The organism is Methylocystis sp. WRRC1 (assembly GCF_020733155.1).
In the GTDB taxonomy this organism is placed as follows: Bacteria; Pseudomonadota; Alphaproteobacteria; order Rhizobiales; family Beijerinckiaceae; genus Methylocystis.
The window spans coordinates 861,879-879,369 of the sequence record NZ_JAJFZJ010000001.1 but is presented as its reverse complement, the minus strand read 5'-3'; the positions used below and the strand labels follow the sequence as shown (position 1 = coordinate 879,369).

Sequence of the window (17,491 nt, the reverse complement as noted above, 5' to 3'; positions counted from 1 at the left end):
AGCGAGGCCTTGGAGACACTCGAACGCATTCTTCACGAGCACCCGTTTTTCGCCGATCTCGACGAGGGCTTTTGCAAGCTCGCTTGCGGCTGCGCCAAGAATGTCCGCTTCGAGGCCGGCCAATATATCTTCCACGAAGGCGAACCCGCCGATCAACTCTATCTGGTCCGGCAAGGCCGCATCGCGCTCCAGATATCGGCGCCTGGCCGCAGCGCCGCGACATTTCTGACGCTCGGCGCCGGGGAGGTGTTCGGCGTAACATGGCTCGTTCCGCCCTACCAATGGACATATGACGCCAAGGCGCTCGAGCTCACCCGCGCCATCGCGATAGACGCTGCGTGTCTGCGCAACAAATGTGAGGCGGATCATGATCTCGGTTATGAATTGTCGAAGCGCCTCATGGCGGTGCTGATCGAGCGGCTGCATTCGACGCGTATGCAAATGCTGGACATCTACGGCTCCCATGTCTGACGTCGCGACACGCGCGGCGGACGCCGCAACGGCAATGATTCCGCGAGTGGCCCATGTCTTGCGCCGGCGTCGTGACGCGCCGCAGGCATGGACGCTGGAACTCGAAATGGAAGGCGGAGCGCCTGAAATCTTTTCGCCCGGCCAGTTCAATATGCTTACGGCGTTTGGCGTCGGTGAGGCTGCGATCAGCATCAGCGGGGATCCAGCGGATGGCGGCCTCATTCATACCATTCGCGCTGTCGGGCCGGTGTCCACCGCGTTGACGCAGCTCAAACCCGGCGATCCGATGGGCGTGCGCGGACCATTCGGCGTAGGCTGGCCGATGATTGAGGCGCGCGGCAAGGACGTCATTCTCGTGGCTGGCGGACTGGGTCTGGCGCCGTTGCGCCCCGCGATTTATCACCTCCTTCGCGAACGGGGAAACTACGGCAAGGTCACGCTCCTTTATGGTTCGCGAACGCCAGAGGACATTCTGTACCGGCGTGAGGTCGAGAGCTGGCGTGGCCGTTTCGATATCGACGTCGAGGCGACGGTCGATCATGCCGCCTCCGAATGGTACGGGCATGTCGGCGCCGTCACCAAGCTCATCTCGCGAACGCAAATCAATCCGCAGCAAACCATCGCGATGGTGTGCGGTCCCGAGGTGATGATGCGCTTCGTCGCATCTTCGCTTCGTGAGGCCGGCGTTGGAGACGAAGCGATCTATCTGTCGATGGAGCGCAATATGAAATGCGCCATCGGACATTGCGGGCATTGTCAATTCGGGCCAGTGTTCATCTGTCGCGATGGACCAGTTTTCAGCTATGATCGTCTGCGGCGCCTTATCGGGGTAAAGGAAATCTGAAATGAGCGCGAGAAGCGCAAGGCCAAGACTCGCGGTCTGGAAATTCGCCTCCTGCGACGGCTGCCAGCTCAGCCTTCTCGACTGTGAGGATGAGATCCTCGCCGTGGCCGATGCTATGGAGATCGCCTATTTCCCCGAGGCCACGCGCGCGGCGATAAGCGGCCATTACGATATCTCGCTCGTCGAAGGATCGGTCACGACGCCCCATGACGCCGAACGCATACACGAAGTGCGACGGCGTTCTTCGAAACTCATCACGATCGGGGCCTGCGCGACATCGGGCGGCATCCAGGCGTTGCGCAATTTCGCCGACGTCACGGAATATGTGTCGATCGTTTATGCGCGGCCAGACTACATCGATACTCTCGCCGCCTCGACGCCGATTTCTGATCACGTCCCGGTAGATTTCGAATTGCGGGGCTGCCCGATCGACAAGACGCAGCTTGTCGAAGTGATTTCAGCCTCTCTCGCGGGAAGGCGTCCCGCGACGCCGGCGCACAGCGTTTGCATCGAGTGCAAACTGAAAGGCAATGTCTGCGTGATGGTGGCGCATCGGACACCCTGTCTCGGGCCGGTCACTCATGCCGGATGCGGCGCCTTGTGTCCGTCCTATGACCGTGGCTGCTACGGATGCTTTGGACCCAAAGAAACGCCCAATGCGCCATCGCTGAGTCAATGGCTCGCAGGGCTTGGAATGGATGCGCCCTCGCTGGAGCGCGTTTATCGCACATTCAATGCAAACGCACAGCCGTTTCGCGAGGAGAGCGAGCGCCATGGCGCAAAAGACGATCAAGGTTGACTATCTCGCTCGTGTTGAGGGCGAAGGCGGTCTGAAAGTCGTCGTTCGCGACGGGAAAGTGCAGCGCGCCGAGCTCAAGATCTTCGAGCCGCCCCGGTTTTTCGAAGCATTTTTACGTGGCCGCGACTTTGCCGAAGTGCCCGACATTGTCGCGCGGATATGCGGCATCTGTCCCGTTGCCTATCAGATGAGCGGCGTGCATGCGCTCGAGAACCTCCTCGGCGTAACAGTGGACGGACCCCTTCGTGAGTTGCGAAGGCTCCTCTATTGCGGCGAGTGGATCGAGTCTCACACCTTGCACATCTATATGCTGCACGCGCCGGATTTCCTCGGTTATGAGGGTTCGATCGACATGGCGCGTGATCACGGCGATATTGTGCGCCGTGGTCTCCAGTTGAAGAAGGCCGGCAATGATATCCTGAAACTGCTCGGCGGACGCGAGATCCATCCGATCAATGTGCGGGTCGGCGGGTTTCACCGCGCGCCGCGAAAGCGCGAGCTACTGCCGCTCGCCGAAAAGCTGAAATGGGCGCGTCATACGGCGCTCGAGACGGTGCGCTGGACATCTACTTTCGACTTTCCCGACCGAGAGCGGGATTACACTTTCGTCTCCCTCAGGCATCCGCAGGAATATCCCTTCAACGAGGGACGCATCGTCTCGAACCGGGGGCTCGATATTCCAGCGACTGAATATGACGAGCATTTCGAGGAGCGGCATGAAGAACATTCGACAGCGCTGCACTCTCGCCTCCGTGACAATGGAGACGCCTATCTCGTTGGTCCGCTCGCGCGTTATAGCCTGAATTACGATCGGCTCTCTCCGCTTGCGAAAGAAGCTGCGGTCGAAGCCGGCCTGGGCGTCATCTGCCGCAATCCCTTTCGCAGCATCGTCATCCGTGCGATCGAAGTGCTTTACGCCTGTGACGAGGCGTTGCGTATAATCGAAAATTACGACGAACCAGACCGCGCCTTCGTCGAATACGAACCGCGCGCCGGCGTCGGCTACGCGGCGACAGAAGCTCCGCGCGGGCTGCTCTATCACCGCTACCGGCTCGAAGCGGACGGCGAAATCGCCGATGCGCAGATCGTGCCGCCCACCTCGCAAAATCAGCCGAGCGTCGAAGAGGATCTGACAGACTTCGTGGGATTCTTCCTTGACCTTCCGGAGGAGGAACTGCGTCATCGTTGTGAACAGACCGTTCGCAATTACGATCCGTGCATTTCCTGCGCAACGCATTTCCTTCGCCTCGATATCGACAGGGCGTGACTCGATGCCGAGCGAGGCGAGCTCGATCATCGTCATCGGAATTGGCAATCCTGACCGTGGAGATGACGCAGCCGGACGGGAAGTGGCGAGACGCCTTTGCGAAACAATTCGCGAGGGCGTCCAAATCGTCGAGATCGACGGGGAGGCGACGACATTGCTCGCGCATCTCGAAGGCGCGCATGCCGCATTCATGATCGACGCCTGTGTCTCGGGCGCCACGCCGGGCGCCATTCTGCGCCTCGACGCTTCCGAAACGCAAATCCCGCGGGCGCGCTTCGGCCTATCGTCACACGGCGTTGGCCTTGCCGAGGCGCTTGAACTTGCGCGCGCGCTCGGTCAAATGCCGCCCCAATGCATCGTTTACGCCATTGAGGCTGAAAATTTTGAAATCGGCGCTCCTCTCTCAAGCGCCGTAGCGCGTAGTGTCGACCAGGTGGTTGCGGGATTGGGCGCAGAAATCGCCGCGCTCCGGCGAAAGCTCATCACCGGATAGGTTGATATCGGCTTTTCCGGACGTCGCTGCGCGAACTGTTGTAACTGCGCCACATTGCGCGGACCGCTCGAATGAAGCAATCTTGTTTCATCCGCTTCAACGCTCGTCAGTATTTCATGCTGGCGTCGAGACATCGAGTAAATTGGAATTCCCTTGCATCGGGCAGGCGTCACCTCAGAGAAGAAAGCGATCGCCGCAGCCTCATTTCTCGTCGTCGGCTTGACGAGCGCCGCATTCGCGGAGGACGCCAAATCGTCCTTGCTCAAGCAAGGCTCCTTGACCGACACGCCGGACGGTCCCAAGGCGCAATTGCGCAAAATCGGCATCATGCCCGATGTATGGATCACGCAGATATATCAGGGCGAGATCGCGGGCGACGCCTCGAAGACCTGGCGCTATGGCGGCAAGCTGGATGCCTTCTTGAAGGTAGACGCGCACAAACTGGGTCTCTGGCAGGGTCTACATTTGAATGCGCAATATGAACACTATTTCGGGCGAACGATAAATAATACTGACCTTACTTTGCTTCCGGTCAGCGCCGCGCAGGCGTTCGTGCAGCGCGACGGCTATCACTCCGCGTTGTCGATTGCGGTGACGCAGGATTTCGGCGAGAGCTTCTCCATCGGCGCGGGCAAGGTCAATACGATGACGCTCGCTTCGCAAACGCCACTCATTGGCGGAGGCGGCGTCGAGACCTTCATGAACCGCGCCTTCGCGGCGCCAGCGACAGGAATTGGCGTGACGTCGCCGGGAACGCTTGCCGACCGAGTCGTTGTTTCGCCGACCTACACGCTGGGCGCGACGGCGACATTGAAGACACGGGTAGGAAAATTCACGCTGGCGGTCGCTGACCCGCGCAACGCACAAAATTCCAGAGTGATCGAAAACCCTTTCGAGCGGGGCGTCGCCATCTCAGGTACGGCGACCTTTCCGATCGATATTTCCGGTTTGCGCGGATACCACACTATTCGCGGCGCTTACAGTAATGCTCGCGGCTTCGATCTCGACGATATTCAGGGCCTGCGGAGACGTCTGTTGGGCGGCGCGTCCGTGACGAAGAAAGGGTACTGGTTCATATCCTACGCCTTGCAGCAATATCTCTTCCAAAGCGGCGATGATCCTTCGAAAGGGTGGGGCCTGTTTTCACTGATTACGCTTACGGACGGCAATCCGAATCCCGTCAAATGGACCGTGCTCGGCGGCCTCGCGGGAAATAATCTGCTCCCGGGCCGCGAACTCGACCGTTGGGGGGTCGGCTATTTCCACTATGGGCTGTCCGAGCCGTTGCTTAGTGGACTTGCCGCATCGGGCGTTTATCGACGCAGTGAGAGCGGCGTAGAGGCTTTTTATAATTATGCGGTCACGCCGTGGCTGCGGCTCACCGCCGATCTGCAAATTATAGATCCGTGGTATGCGACGACGTCGCGTGCTACTTTTGCAGCGCTGCGAATGCAGACGAAATTCTAGACCGCATGTGCGTGTCGGACGACGCTTGTCGACGTGATATGATACGGCGTTTGACGACCTTGGCCGACATCCAGCAGAGCTTCGCGGCCGCCATGGGCCGATGTCGCAGCGCTCGTGAAAGGAGAGAGAAGATGAAATTTCGACGCATCTGCCGCCTGAGCCTGCTATTGACCATCGGCGTTTTCGGCCTTTCACCATTTACGGCCGCGCGCGCGGAAAATGTCCGCGCCTATTGCGCGAAGAAAGGCGATGATGATCATCTGAAGGGGTTGCCCGCTGAACTCGTGCAACCAGCGCGGCAAATTTTTGGCCTGTCATCGGATGTTTCAGACCGCTTTATTCGAACGAGCACGAGGTATCGTTGCATGGGCGGCAAGGCATGGCTCTGCAACTACGGCGCCAATCTTGTTTGCGACAAGGCGAACGCCAGTCGAACGTCCAGTGGCGCGTCTGCGTTTTGCAAAGATAATCCTGATGCGGAGAATGTGCCGATGTTCGCTACGGGTCACGATACGGTTTATTCCTGGAAATGCGTGGGACGCGAGGCGCGCGTCGATGAACAGGTCACGACGATCGACGCACGCGGCTTCATTGCCGAGAACTGGAAGCAACTTCAGTAATCGCTAACGTAAAGGGAGCACTGAAATCATAGAATTTCCAAAACGGGTCCCGTCGCGCGTTTCGCAGGCGCGGGCCCTTCGTCGTTGATCGCCGGTACAACGTCGATGCGATTTGCCGCGGACGCCTTTAGGCGTCAACTGGACGCGGGGCTATTCTCCCAGATGTTCGCCGTATTTGACGTAGGCGTCGGGCACGCATGCGGCTACGCGACGAAGAACGGACTGGGCGCGCGCTTGGGTCTTGTAGGGGCCGACAGCCACGACATCGAAGCCGGGAGTAAAGCCGCGGAATTTGTTGGAAAAGTCATTGAATGGATCGACCCCGCAGCGGGCCGGGCGACTGCGCAGGACTTGCCGCGACGGGCCTATTCGGATCAGGCATGCCTACCGGAGGTCATGATTTGCTCGCAAATGCATTTTTTATTCGACATGCGCAATTGTTTTCCAAGGCAGGTGAGGCGCGGCGTTTCGCGGGGCAAAGCGCGGTCTGCGTCCTACCGGGGACGCTCGTCCGATCTGACGGGGCGCTCGGACATGGCGAATGGCGACTAAAGATCGTTTCTTCGGCGGCGACGAAGAAGGCTACGGACCCCCGAAAGGCGCCGGGCGCATTTCTATTGCGACGCCCATTCCGATGCGCGGCTCGAGGCATGGCGAGAAAACAAAGACAATACAGAAGGTTACTGTTGGCTTCTGGCGGAAGAGGTGGGATTCGAACCCACGGTGGAGTTGCCCCCACGGCGGTTTTCAAGACCGCTGCCTTAAACCACTCGGCCACCCTTCCATCTTATTGAAAAAATAGAGTCGTGTGATCCGCGGCGCATCTGCCCGCCAAACTGCGCGGCCCGACCTTGCCGCCCCTAGATTACGACTTTTTGTCTAAGGCCGTTCGGATGGCGGCGTCAACCCGCGGCGCTCCAGTTCCTTTGTAGCTTTCAGGTCGTAGGAGACGGCGTCTCGCATCGAAGGTAGCGAGACCTGCCAAGGCGCCGGGGCGCGGACGGGCGTGCCGCGCGGCGTTGAACGGGCGGAGGAGGCGCAGGGGTCGGGCCGACGCAAAAAATACATCTGGACAGGCTGGTTCGAGCGACCTCATCTTGGCCGGGCAAACAGTAAGGAAAATTCAGCGTGACCTTCCAATTGCCCGCCGCCGTCATCCTGATCGTCGCTTTTCTGGCGACGCCGGAAGCTTTTGCGCAGTCGTTGTCCGAGCGCCTCCCGCCTCGGGGGAAGGTCGAAACCATCGAGGTCGCCTGCGGGGCGCGGGACAAGGAAAACTGCGCGATCGTCGTTCCTGAGCTGGGTTCGAGGACCGCGCTGCGCGGCGTTCAACTGAAACCCCTGGAATCGGGGGGAAGCGCCGAATCTCTGAATGGCCTCTGCGCAGGCGTCGTGACAATGGCGGTTGTGCAGGAGGACGCGCTGGTCGCGCGCATGGGCAAGGCGGAATGCGCCGGACAGATACGGATGATCGGCGCGCCGCTGTATCCATACGAAGGTTTTCTGGTCGTGCGCGCCGACACGCGGGGGGCGAGTTTCGCCGACATGGTCAAGAATTTGAAAGACGGCAACATCCTGCGCATCGCTGCGGGCGGACCGAACTCGGGCGGCGAGCTGACGCTCCGTAACATTCTCGCCGCCGCGCCAAAGTGGAAACCGCTTGTCGACATTGAGCCGGATGGTCCGTCGACGGCGCTGGAAAGATTGCGCAACCGCGGGATCGACGTTTTTTTCGTGATGGACGGGCCGCAATCCCCGCTTCTCAACCAGGTGCGGGAAACCACCGACCCGAAAACAAAGCAGCGCGTCTACAAATTCATCGATTTCCGGCCGGACGATAAAATGCTGGTCGATCTGCGGCGCCTCGGTCTTTATGGCGTTGCGACAATCGAAAAACGCTGGTTCAGCGCGCTCAAGACCATCACCTCGCCCGCCGTGATCGCCATTCGCGAGGACACATATCGAAATCATCCCGAAATCGCGGCCGCGATCCAGCAGGCGGCGGAAGACGCGCTGCCGGCGATCGCGGTGCGGACAGGGGCGTCGCCCAACTGGCGACAGGATTTCTATCGGCCTTAGGCCGGGGCGCTGCGTGGCGTGACGCGTAATCCGCGCGCAAGTCGCGTCGGCGCGGCCGGCTCCTGAAATCCCGCCGGTGGCGGTCGGCTCCGGCCATGCCGTTCGCGAAGGCGTGATATAGCTCGCGCATAAACCAGCGAGAGACACACGCGTGCCCCTGCATTTTGCTTATGGCTCCAATATGGACGGCGCCGCCATGGCGCGACGATGCCCGCATTCGCGTCTGCTCGGACGCGCGCGGCTCGCCCGATGGCGCCTCGTCGTCATGTCATCCGGATTCGTCAGCATCGCGCCTGACCCGCGCGCCAATGTCCATGGCGCGCTCTGGGATGTCGCCGTCGCCGACGTCGCGGCGCTCGATCGCTACGAGCAGGTCGGTCAGGGACTCTACATCAAAAAAATTATGCACGTTTTGCGGGAGCCCTTTGGCGCGGCTCCGGCTCTGGTATACGTCGGGGCCGAACCGGAACAGGGCTCCGCCTGGCCGGGATATATGGCCGACATCGTCGCGGCGGCGCATGCGCTCGGTCTGCCGCCCAAATATGTCGAATATCTATCGAGCCTGTCGGCGGCTCAACGGAAAGGCTTGCGCGAATGAGCTTTGAGGTTCCCGTCGTCGCCACTATCGAGGATTTGCGCAGCTTCGTGCGCGCGCGACGGGCGGGCGGCGAGCGTATCGGCCTCGTGCCGACCATGGGCGCGCTGCATGCCGGGCATCTCTCGCTCGTCGAGGAGGCGCGCCGCCATGCGGAGCGGGTGATCGTTACAATTTTCGTCAATCCCACGCAGTTCGGCCCCAATGAGGATTTCCTACGCTATCCGCGCACGCTGGCGACCGATTGCGAGAAGCTCGGGACCGTCGCGGCGGATCTCGTCTTCGCGCCGACCGTTGAAGTGATGTATCCGAAGGGCTTCGCGACCACGGTGACCCTCGAAGGACCGGCGAAGGCCGACCTGGAGGACCGCTTCCGTCCCGCCCATTTCGCCGGCGTTGCGACGGTGGTGGCGAAGCTTCTCAACCAGGCGCAGGCGGACATCGCGGTTTTCGGCGAGAAGGACTATCAGCAGTTGCTGGTGATCCACCACATGGCGCGAGATCTCGATATGGCGACGCGCATTCTCGCCGGGCCGACGCTGCGCGATCCGGACGGCCTCGCCATGTCCTCGCGCAATGTCTACCTCTCGGCGGAAGATCGCGCCCGCGCGCCCGCGCTGTATCGCGCCCTGTCCGACGCTGCGGCGCGGATCGCGGCGGGCGAGGCGATCGGCCATGTGATGGCCGAAGCGCGCGAGGCGATCGTCGGCGCCGGTTTCGACATCGACTACGTCGAGGCGCGCCACGCCGATACGCTGGCCCGCATCGCCCGTCGCCACGAGGGACCGATCCGCATTCTGGCGGCCGCGCGGCTCGGCGCGACGCGGCTCATCGACAATGTAGCCGTTCCCGCGTCATGAGCGAGCGCAGGGTCGTCCGCATATACGTCGAGGGACGTGTGCAGGGCGTGGGTTATCGCGCCTTTCTGGTCCGCGAGGCGAATGGGCTCGGCCTCGCGGGCTGGGCGCGCAACCGGTCCGACGGGTCGGTGGAGGCAGTCGCGGCTGGCCCCGCCGTCGCCATCGCGGCGCTGATCGACGCAGCAAGGCGCGGGCCTCGTTCTGCGCACGTCGTCGCGCTTCGCGAGGAGGCGGCGGAGGAGGCGGAGATTTTCGAGGCTGAAGGCTTCGTCATCGCGCCGACGCTTTAACCGTCGATCGTCGGACCGAACACCGCTTCGAAATTCCGCCGCAGCGCGGCGTCGACAGCGGCCATGTCCGCACCTGCGTCCAAATCGGCGAGGCTGGTGACGCCGAGATGCGATTCGCGCACTCCGCAGGGCGCAATTCCGGAAAAATGGGTCAAATCCGGCGCGATATTGAGCGCGATTCCGTGAAAGCTCACCCATTGGCGCAGGCGGACGCCGATGGCGGCGATCTTGTCTTCGGCGGTTTCGCCGGCGAGCCCGCGCGGCTTGTCAGGGCGCTGGACCCAGACGCCGACGCGCGCCTCGCGCCGCTCGCCCGCGACGCCGAAATCCGTCAGCGTCCCTATGAGCCAGGACTCAAGGGCGCAGACATAGGCGCGCACGTCGCGCTGGCGGCGCGTAAGGTCCAGCATGACATAGGCCACGCGCTGGCCGGGGCCGTGATAGGTGAATTGCCCGCCGCGCCCGGTGCGATGCACGGGGAATCTCGCCTCCAGCAGATCGGCGTCCCTGGCCGAGGAGCCCGCCGTATAGATCGGCGGATGTTCGAGAAGCCAGACGCATTCGCGCGCGTCCCCGGAGGCGATTCGCTCCACGCGCGCCTCCATCTCCGCGACAACCTGTGGATAATCGACAAGCCCCTCCCTCGTCCGCCATTCGACCGGCTCCGCGCCGGTATCGAGGCGCATGGCGGCGGCGAGCGAGCCGCGGGGCAGGGGGCAGGGCGCGGTCATTCCGTCGAATTATCCGGCGCAGGCGACCGGCCGCGGGCGCGCTTGATGTCGTCGATCTCCTCCAGCATGTCCCGCAGCGCCCGAATCGCCTTCTTCTCCGCGCGGGTCAGCGGTCGCTCAGGCCGGAAATGGTCGAGCAGCACGCCGAGGGCGTCGCCCATGCGGCCGAGCTGCTTGCCATAGCTGCCGACGTTTTCGAGCACTTCTTCCTCAACCTCCGGGGCGCTCGAGCGCCCGAGACTGATATTTATGAGCCCGTATTGATTGCCGAAAGGGCTGAAAAAAGCCGTCCAGGGATTGATGGTCTGCGTGACGTCCCCGGACAGCGGTAGCTTGAAAATCGGCAATGCAGCCTCCTATTTCTGGCAATGACGGTTTTCTACAGCATTTTTCGCGCCTGCGGGCTTGCGGGGCCGCACATGTTCGCGGCGCTCTTGTCATCGTCCAGTCAATTTGTTAGAGGCTGCGCGCCGGCGCTTCGCAGCTAGCGAAGCAGCCCCGTGCGGTCGTGGCGGAATTGGTAGACGCGCTAGCTTGAGGTGCTAGTTGGGCAACCAGTGGAGGTTCGAGTCCTCTCGACCGCACCATTTCACGCAAGATTTCTCACGTGAAATCTTTGCGGGCGATTGACGGCGTCAGCTTCATATAAATCGCAGGCGCGCTCAGCTCTGGTGCGGCCCGAGCATCTCCTTCAACGCCGCTTCGACACTGCGCCAGGTCTTGGCCTCGTCGGTCTTGCCCTCTTCCTCCAGAGCGCGGGCCTTCTGGGCCGCCTCTGCAACGGCCTTGTCACCCCGCGCCGCAAGTAATTGACGGGCGTAATCGTAAAGCTCGGGCCCTTCCATGGATTCGCTCCTTCTCGTCGAGCGCGGATTGGCGCTCCCGAAACATATAGGGCGCGCGGCATGGGGGGAGAGGTCTGGTCGCGGACGGGCGGGAAGCATCCGCCCCACCAACGCGCTGGGCACGCGAACGGCGGGTCGGTCTCCGAGAAGGGATCGTCCAATTCACGTCGTAGCGTAAGGCTCCAGACGCGCCCTCACTTCCCCCCATCCGGAGTGTCGTCCAGCCCATGCGTGTGCCCGCCCTCGGCGTCGTGATCATGCGCGTGCGGCGCTGACTTCGCCTTTGTTCCCAGCACCTTCTCGATGATCGGCTCCGTCGTCGAGGTCCAGCCCGCGCCCGCCGCGACGATGGGCGTTTCGCCGTCCCCGGGAACCATATGGACGAGTCGGTACCCCCGCGATTTCAGTTCGCGCAGGAAGTCCGGCAGCATCTGCGCGGTGGTCGCCTTCGAATCGTGGAAAAGCACGATTCCCTTCCCGGCCTTCTCCAGCCGCGACAGCACGAGGTCGAGCTGGGCCTTTGGCGTCATCTCCTTCCAGTCCGAGGCCCAGACGTCGGAGCCGAAAACCGTGTAGCCGCGACCATTGAGGTCCGCGACGAGCTCAGGCGTGTCGGCGAAGCCAGGAAAACGGAAGAAGGGCGCCGTCTTCCCGCCCGCGGCTTTCTCGACCGCCGCGATCCCCCTGTTAATGTCGGCCTTTGCGGCGGCGTCGGTCATCAACCGTAGGGTCTTGCCGGGATGGCTGTATGAATGATGGCCGATGCTGTGCCCCTCGGCGGCGGCGCGTTTCACCAGCGCGGGCGACTCTTCGGCGCTGTGGCCGATGACAAAAAAGGTCGCCTTGGCGCATTCCTTCGCAAGCGCGTCCAGCACGCGGGCCGTGGTCGGGGCCGGACCGTCGTCGAAGGTGAGCACGACCTCGTGGTCCTGCAAATCGAGCGTGCGGGGGTAGCTTTGCAGGCCGACGGCGCTTCCCTTGGCGCGGTTTATCGTGATCGTGCGGGAGACGCCCAGCGACTCCGGCCCGCAGCCCTCGCGGGCTAAGGCAAAGCTTCCGGCCGGCATGAGCGGCGCGAAAGCGAAGAGGAGAGCAAGCGAAAATCTTGTCATGTGGGTTTTGCCGGTTTGCTTACGCGCCTGCGCGGGTTAAGAGCCTTCAGCCTTATAGCGGGATTCGGTCATGCCATTCGACCAGGAAGAAACGGCGACGGCCGCCGAAGGTTTCCGTCAGGGCGGCGGATTCGATTCCGAATTCGTTTTCGAGGTCGAGGCGGCGGTTGCGCTCGGCAATTCCGAGCGTGTGCACGAGCTTATCGGCGACATGCACGAGGCCGATCTCGGCGCGCTGCTCGAACTGCTCAGTCACGAGGCTCGCCCGCGCCTTGTCGAGCTGATGGGCAGCGACTTCGACTTCACCGCGCTGATGGAGGTCGGCGAGGCGACCCGCGAGGACATTCTCGAGGAACTGCCCGTCGAAACGCTCGTCGAAGGCGTGCGCGACCTCGAAAGCGACGACGCCGTCGCCATTCTCGAGACGCTGGAGCCCGAAGAGCAGGCCGAGGTTCTGGAGGCGCTGCCGGCACATGAGCGAATCGTCCTGCGCCGTTCGCTGGATTATCCGGAAGACTCGGCCGGCCGACTGATGCAGACGACGCTCATCGCCGTTCCGCCTTTCTGGACGGCGGGCCGGGTGCTCGACTTCTTCCGCGAGACCGACGCAGACGTGCTGCCGGACAGCTTCTTCGAGGTCTTCGTCGTCGACCCCGGCTACCATCTGCTCGGCACGGTGTTCCTCGACGCGCTCGTGCGCGCCAAAGCCTCGTCGCGGCTCGACGAAATCATGCAGGCTGACCGCCGCCGCGTGAAGGCGACCGAGGACGGGGCCGAGGCGGCGCGGCTCTTCGAGCGTTACAATCTCGTTTCCGTTCCCGTTGTCGACGAATCCGAGCGCCTTGTCGGCGTGCTGACCATCGACGACATCGTCGACGTCATTCAGGAGCAGGCCTCGGAGGAGATCAAGGCTCTCGGCGGCGTGAACCCGGAAGAGGAGCTGACCGACGATTTCTGGTGGATCGCCAAGAGCCGCTTCACCTGGCTATTCGTCAACCTGCTCACCGCCTTCGTCACATCGTCCGTGCTGAAGACCTTTCAGTCCCAACTGGAGCAGATGGTGGCGCTCGCCGTGCTGGGGCCGATCGTCGCGGGGCAGGGCGGAAATTCGGCGACCCAGACCATGACGGTGGCCGTTCGGGCGCTCGCGACCCGCGAACTTACCCGCGCCAATGCGTTGCGGATTATTTTTCGCGAACTCGCCATCGGCGCCGTCAATGGCGCCGCCTTCGGCCTCGTGACCGGGCTCGTCGCCGCCAACTGGTTCCAGAATGTCGGTCTCTGGCCTGTTATGGCGTTGGCGATGTTCACGAATCTCGTCGCCGGGGCGCTGGGGGGCATCATCGTGCCGCTGGCGTTCGACCGGCTGAAATTCGATCCGGCGGTTTCGTCGGGCCCCTTCGTGACGACAATCACCGACGTCGTCGGCTACGGCGCCTTCCTCACAATTGCCAGTTTGTGGTTCCATCTGAACTGAGTCGCGGCGGCGCATTAACGCTTCGTTACCGGCTGAGGGGATAATTTGACGGAATGCGCTCGTTGAAATGTTCTCTTTCGCGCCTTTTTGCGCTCGCCTGCGTTGCGGCGAGCGGCGCGTCTCTCGTCGCTTGCGGCAGCGCCGTCGATCCCGGCTACGCCCGTCGTCCCCGCTTCGCCACCAGCGCCCCCCTGATGAACGCCAAGCGGGACCCGAGCTTCCTCGCTTATGCGGTGCCCGAGTCGGAGCTGCATAATTTCCCGGCCACCCGCAGCGCCGAGTTCGCCGTTCACGGGATCGACGTCTCCAAATATCAGGGCGACATTGACTGGCAGGCGGTGAAGGATTCCGGCGTCGCCTTCGCCTTCATCAAGGCGACCGAGGGCGGCGACCGCACCGACTCAAAGTTCCAATATAATTGGGCGGCCGCCAAGGCCGCCGGCGTTCCGCGCGGCGCCTATCACTTCGTCTACTGGTGTCGCCCGCCGCATGAGGAGATCGGCAATTTCGCTTCCGTCGTTCCGAACGATCCGGACGCGCTCCCGCCGGTGCTCGACGTCGAGGCGACCCCCGAATCGAAGAGCTGCAAGCGCACGCTCTATCGCGAGGAAGCGCTGCGCGACATGCGCGCCATGCTGGAGCAGATGGAGCGCCATTACGGCAAGCGGCCGATCATCTATTCCTCGGTCGACTTCTATCAGGCGATCCTGCACTCGGACGCGTTGTCCGAATATCCGATCTGGGTGCGCTCGACGAAATATCACCCGAAGGTCCGTTACGGCGACCGGAAGTGGACGTTCTGGCAGTATCGTTCGGATGGCCGAGTGCCCGGCATCCCCGGCGCGGTGGACCAGAACACCTTCAACGGCAGCTACGACCAGTGGCGCAGCTGGCTCGCCTCGCAGACGGGGCTGAAGGCCGCGCCAATGGCCGCCGTTGCGAAGCCGGTCGACGATCGCGGCGCCAAGCAGCTGATCGAGGAAGATCCCGCCATGCTGCCCGCGGCCGACAAGGGCGCCGGCGCCTCGGCGGCTCCGACGCCGCCGGCCGCCGTCGATAATCCGCCAGACAAGGGATAGCCGGCGTCAGCGCGCAAGGCGCGCAAAAGCCTCCGCTTCTACCCTTCGCTTCGAAAGGCGCGTCTCGCGTCGATCAAAGCCAGGGTAGACGCGTCATGGATTTTGATCTCAATCAGGCGATCGCGGCGCATGGCGCCTGGAAGCGCACGCTGCGTAGGGCGATCGTCGCCCAAGAGCAACTCGACGCGGCGACCATCGGAAAGCACGACCGCTGCCCCCTGGGTCAATGGCTTCATGGCCCGGCCAGGGAAAAATACGGTCATCTCTCCGCCTATCGGGAATGCGCCGGCGCCCATGCGATTTTTCACCTCGAGGCGGGCAAGATCGCGCTTCTCGTCAATCAGCGCCGTTACGCCGAAGCGGAATTTGCCCTCAACCCCGCGACGGCCTATGAAGCCGCCTCCACCCGGCTCGCAACTGCGATGTCCAGCTTGTGGCGCGACGCCGTCGTGAACGCCGACGCGCTTGCAGAAGACTAGCCAGCGCCGGTTTTTTCGTGTATCCGCACCCCACCTGTTTCCGCCGCGCGCGCTTCGCTCGCGGCCTTCGCGGTTTGGAGAAATAGAAAATGGCCGTTCCGAAGAGAAAAACCTCGCCCATGAAGCGGGGCTTCCGCCGTTCCGCCGACGCGCTCAAGGCGCCGACCTATGTCGAGGACAAGGACTCGGGCGAGCTGCGCCGTCCGCACCATGTCGACCTGAAGACCGGCATGTATCGCGGCCGTCAGGTGCTCAAGGTCAAGTCTGCGGAAGAATAAGACTGACTTCAGGAACAGGATTATGAAAAGCGGGCCGGGTCGGCTCGCTTTTTTGTTTGCGCGTTTCCCCGCCGCCAGCCGCATTTTTTTCAGCGGAGGGGCGCGCGGCGCGTCCTCCCGATTTCGGCGAGCGACTCAGCGGCGTTGCTGCGCCGTCGCCAGAATCGGCAGCAGAATCGCGCGCGGCGTTACCCCTGCGCTCCAGACGAGCAGCTTGTTGATCGTCCCCGGCACGACGACGCGTTTGCCGGCCATCAGCCCGTCATAGCCCTGCCGGGCGACTTCTTCCGCCGGGAGCATGGCGGGCTTCATCGCCCCCATCGCGCCGCTGAAATCGAAGCCGGCGCGCGCCTGGAATCCCGTCTGCACGGGTCCGGGACACAGGCAGGAAACCTTCACGCCCTGCGGCTTCAGCTCCTGCGCGATGGCCTCGCTGAAGGAGCGCACGAAGGCCTTGGTCGCGTAATAGACCGCGAAACCGGGCCCCGGCATGAAGGATGCGACCGAGGCGACGTTGAGCACGCCGCCCCTCGTCGCCGCGAGGTCGGGCAGGAACCGAAGCGTCAGCGCGGTGAGCGCGCGAATATTGAGGTCGATCATGGCCAACTGTTCCGACTGATCGAGCTCAGCCGCGCGGCCGATCAGCCCGAACCCGGCGTTGTTGACGAGATACTGGGGCGCAAGGCCGGATTCGGCGAGTTGCGCGGCCAGCGCCTCGACGGCGCCCTCCGCCAGAAGATCGAGATCGATGATGGTCGGCCGCTTCGCGCCCCCGCCCTCGATTTCATCGGCGAGCGTCTCCAGCCGGTCGCGACGACGGGCGACGAGCGCGACCTCATGGCCCTTTGCGGCGAAAACACGGGCAAGCTCGGCTCCAATGCCCTCCGATGCGCCGGTGACGATCGCGGCGGGGCGGATCGTTGAACTGTCGCTCATCGGCCTCACTCCTTTGGCCGCGACCAGGGGCCTTCCGCGGGCGGCGCGGCAAGACTGTCGCGGACCTCGCGCCGCAGCTCGACGCGGTCGCGCGTCGAGACGCCGAGAAGCTCGGCGACGCGCCACACGACATTCTCCTCGAACTCGTGCACTTCGCCGTCGGCGTGGGCCATGTCCCACAACATGCCGATCACCTGCCGGCGGCCGTCTTCGTCGAGACGTCGTTTCAGCACGCTGGTGAAGCGATAGAGGTCGACGGCGTCGGCCTCGCTTTCGCGCGCGGCGTCGATCAGTTCGCGCGCTTCCTCCGGCGACTGCCCGAAACGCGCCTCCACCAGCTGCTGGATGCGGGCGCGCTCACTGTCGTCGAACTCGCCGTCGATCGAGGCGATGTGGACCAGCAGCGCGGCGGCGGCCAGTTGATAATCGGCGGCCTCCAAGGGCTTGGGCCGCTCGGCCTCGCCGGTGAGTTCGTTGATGAAGTTTTTCAGGGCGGTCAGCATGGCTTCTCGGCTGGGCGGCGGAAGGTGGCGTCGACCTTGCTATAGAGGAGAGGGCGGCGGAAGGGTAGCCACGTAAACATGCGCCTCGAAAATGGCGTCGCCGATTTTTCCGGCGTCGTCGCCTCCCGGCCGGGCGCAGGGATTTTCCGGAAGGACAAAATTTGGGCGCCTGCCCTCCCTATGGGACCAGCGGATGAATATAAGAGCGGATCAGCGCGACCACCTGAAAGCAAAGCTGCGGGGTGGTCCGCCGGTTGAATTTGTGA

At 63.0% G+C, this 17,491-nt stretch carries 21 protein-coding genes and 2 tRNA genes; 16 read left to right on the top strand and 7 right to left on the bottom strand.

Features of this window, described 5'->3' with window-relative positions:
• The first annotated feature begins 9 nt into the window (after positions 1 to 9).
• From LG047_RS04375 to LG047_RS04345, 7 genes are all read left to right on the top strand, one after another.
• Entirely contained in the window at positions 10 to 471 is a 462-nt protein-coding gene (locus tag LG047_RS04375; protein ID WP_036282619.1) for a cyclic nucleotide-binding domain-containing protein, read from the top strand.
• 34 nt (positions 472 to 505) lie between these two features.
• Positions 506 to 1,315, top strand: coding sequence for an FAD/NAD(P)-binding protein (locus LG047_RS04370; protein WP_227965688.1), 810 nt, complete (start codon positions 506 to 508; stop codon positions 1,313 to 1,315).
• Position 1,316: 1 nt separating this feature from the next.
• Positions 1,317 to 2,114, top strand: a complete 798-nt coding sequence (locus LG047_RS04365; protein WP_227965686.1) for an oxidoreductase — start codon at positions 1,317 to 1,319, stop codon at positions 2,112 to 2,114.
• Positions 2,089 to 3,381 (top strand): Ni/Fe hydrogenase subunit alpha, encoded by a 1,293-nt coding sequence (locus LG047_RS04360; RefSeq protein ID WP_227965684.1) that lies wholly within the window; start codon positions 2,089 to 2,091, stop codon positions 3,379 to 3,381. Before LG047_RS04365 ends, LG047_RS04360 begins: the two co-directional genes overlap by 26 nt.
• A gap of 4 nt (positions 3,382 to 3,385) precedes the next feature.
• Positions 3,386 to 3,874: a hydrogenase maturation protease gene (locus LG047_RS04355; protein WP_227965682.1), complete on the top strand. Its 489-nt coding sequence runs from the start codon at positions 3,386 to 3,388 to the stop codon at positions 3,872 to 3,874.
• 153 nt (positions 3,875 to 4,027) lie between these two features.
• Positions 4,028 to 5,341: a carbohydrate porin gene (locus LG047_RS04350; RefSeq protein WP_227965680.1), complete on the top strand. Its 1,314-nt coding sequence runs from the start codon at positions 4,028 to 4,030 to the stop codon at positions 5,339 to 5,341.
• A 59-nt stretch (positions 5,342 to 5,400) separates the two neighbouring features.
• Positions 5,401 to 5,961 carry a hypothetical protein gene (locus tag LG047_RS04345; RefSeq protein WP_144259547.1) on the top strand — a complete coding sequence of 187 codons (561 nt, stop codon included), beginning with the start codon at positions 5,401 to 5,403 and terminating at the stop codon, positions 5,959 to 5,961.
• Positions 5,962 to 6,655: 694 nt separating this feature from the next.
• On the opposite strand, the gene LG047_RS04340 is transcribed toward LG047_RS04345, so the two are convergent.
• Positions 6,656 to 6,745 (bottom strand) — tRNA-Ser (locus tag LG047_RS04340).
• Between the two features lie 344 nt (positions 6,746 to 7,089).
• Here LG047_RS04340 and LG047_RS04335 point away from each other — a divergent pair.
• The 4 genes from LG047_RS04335 to LG047_RS04320 all read left to right on the top strand — a co-directional run bounded on the left by LG047_RS04335 (position 7,090) and on the right by LG047_RS04320 (position 9,785).
• Positions 7,090 to 8,040, top strand: coding sequence for a TAXI family TRAP transporter solute-binding subunit (locus LG047_RS04335; protein ID WP_227965679.1), 951 nt, complete (start codon positions 7,090 to 7,092; stop codon positions 8,038 to 8,040).
• A 151-nt stretch (positions 8,041 to 8,191) separates the two neighbouring features.
• The gene (locus tag LG047_RS04330) at positions 8,192 to 8,638 is read left to right on the top strand and encodes a gamma-glutamylcyclotransferase family protein (protein ID WP_227965678.1); all 447 of its coding nucleotides are present in this window, start codon (positions 8,192 to 8,194) and stop codon (positions 8,636 to 8,638) included.
• Positions 8,635 to 9,495 carry a pantoate--beta-alanine ligase gene (panC, locus tag LG047_RS04325; protein WP_227965677.1) on the top strand — a complete coding sequence of 287 codons (861 nt, stop codon included), beginning with the start codon at positions 8,635 to 8,637 and terminating at the stop codon, positions 9,493 to 9,495. Before LG047_RS04330 ends, panC begins: the two co-directional genes overlap by 4 nt.
• Complete coding sequence (locus LG047_RS04320) at positions 9,492 to 9,785, top strand: acylphosphatase (RefSeq protein ID WP_227965676.1); 294 nt, start codon at positions 9,492 to 9,494, stop codon at positions 9,783 to 9,785. Before panC ends, LG047_RS04320 begins: the two co-directional genes overlap by 4 nt.
• Here the strand turns inward: LG047_RS04320 and lipB are convergent.
• Together lipB and LG047_RS04310 are read right to left on the bottom strand one after the other, a co-directional pair.
• A complete protein-coding gene (gene lipB / locus LG047_RS04315) occupies positions 9,782 to 10,516 on the bottom strand; it encodes a lipoyl(octanoyl) transferase LipB (RefSeq protein WP_227965675.1) in 735 nt (244 codons plus the stop codon). The genes LG047_RS04320 and lipB overlap by 4 nt on opposite strands.
• Positions 10,513 to 10,863: a hypothetical protein gene (locus LG047_RS04310; RefSeq protein ID WP_036282547.1), complete on the bottom strand. Its 351-nt coding sequence runs from the start codon at positions 10,861 to 10,863 to the stop codon at positions 10,513 to 10,515. Before LG047_RS04310 ends, lipB begins: the two co-directional genes overlap by 4 nt.
• A gap of 155 nt (positions 10,864 to 11,018) precedes the next feature.
• Here LG047_RS04310 and LG047_RS04305 point away from each other — a divergent pair.
• Positions 11,019 to 11,103, top strand: a tRNA-Leu gene (locus LG047_RS04305).
• Between the two features lie 75 nt (positions 11,104 to 11,178).
• Here the strand turns inward: LG047_RS04305 and LG047_RS04300 are convergent.
• Both LG047_RS04300 and LG047_RS04295 read right to left on the bottom strand, forming a co-directional pair.
• Entirely contained in the window at positions 11,179 to 11,361 is a 183-nt protein-coding gene (locus LG047_RS04300) for a hypothetical protein (RefSeq protein WP_036282545.1), read from the bottom strand.
• Between the two features lie 194 nt (positions 11,362 to 11,555).
• A complete protein-coding gene (locus LG047_RS04295; RefSeq protein ID WP_227965673.1) occupies positions 11,556 to 12,473 on the bottom strand; it encodes a polysaccharide deacetylase family protein in 918 nt (305 codons plus the stop codon).
• Positions 12,474 to 12,543: 70 nt separating this feature from the next.
• On the opposite strand from LG047_RS04295, the gene mgtE reads away from it, so the two are divergent.
• From mgtE to rpmF, 4 genes are all read left to right on the top strand, one after another.
• A complete protein-coding gene (gene mgtE, locus LG047_RS04290; RefSeq protein ID WP_227965671.1) occupies positions 12,544 to 13,950 on the top strand; it encodes a magnesium transporter in 1,407 nt (468 codons plus the stop codon).
• A 53-nt stretch (positions 13,951 to 14,003) separates the two neighbouring features.
• Positions 14,004 to 15,029: a glycoside hydrolase family 25 protein gene (locus tag LG047_RS04285; protein ID WP_036282541.1), complete on the top strand. Its 1,026-nt coding sequence runs from the start codon at positions 14,004 to 14,006 to the stop codon at positions 15,027 to 15,029.
• 95 nt (positions 15,030 to 15,124) lie between these two features.
• Positions 15,125 to 15,508: a CZB domain-containing protein gene (locus LG047_RS04280; protein WP_227965669.1), complete on the top strand. Its 384-nt coding sequence runs from the start codon at positions 15,125 to 15,127 to the stop codon at positions 15,506 to 15,508.
• Positions 15,509 to 15,597: 89 nt separating this feature from the next.
• The gene (rpmF, locus tag LG047_RS04275; RefSeq protein WP_036282538.1) at positions 15,598 to 15,786 is read left to right on the top strand and encodes a 50S ribosomal protein L32; all 189 of its coding nucleotides are present in this window, start codon (positions 15,598 to 15,600) and stop codon (positions 15,784 to 15,786) included.
• A 135-nt stretch (positions 15,787 to 15,921) separates the two neighbouring features.
• On the opposite strand, the gene LG047_RS04270 is transcribed toward rpmF, so the two are convergent.
• Both LG047_RS04270 and LG047_RS04265 read right to left on the bottom strand, forming a co-directional pair.
• Positions 15,922 to 16,722 carry an SDR family oxidoreductase gene (locus tag LG047_RS04270; RefSeq protein ID WP_227965667.1) on the bottom strand — a complete coding sequence of 267 codons (801 nt, stop codon included), beginning with the start codon at positions 16,720 to 16,722 and terminating at the stop codon, positions 15,922 to 15,924.
• Between the two features lie 5 nt (positions 16,723 to 16,727).
• Positions 16,728 to 17,225, bottom strand: coding sequence for a TerB family tellurite resistance protein (locus tag LG047_RS04265; protein WP_227965665.1), 498 nt, complete (start codon positions 17,223 to 17,225; stop codon positions 16,728 to 16,730).
• Between the last annotated feature and the right edge of the window lie 266 nt (positions 17,226 to 17,491).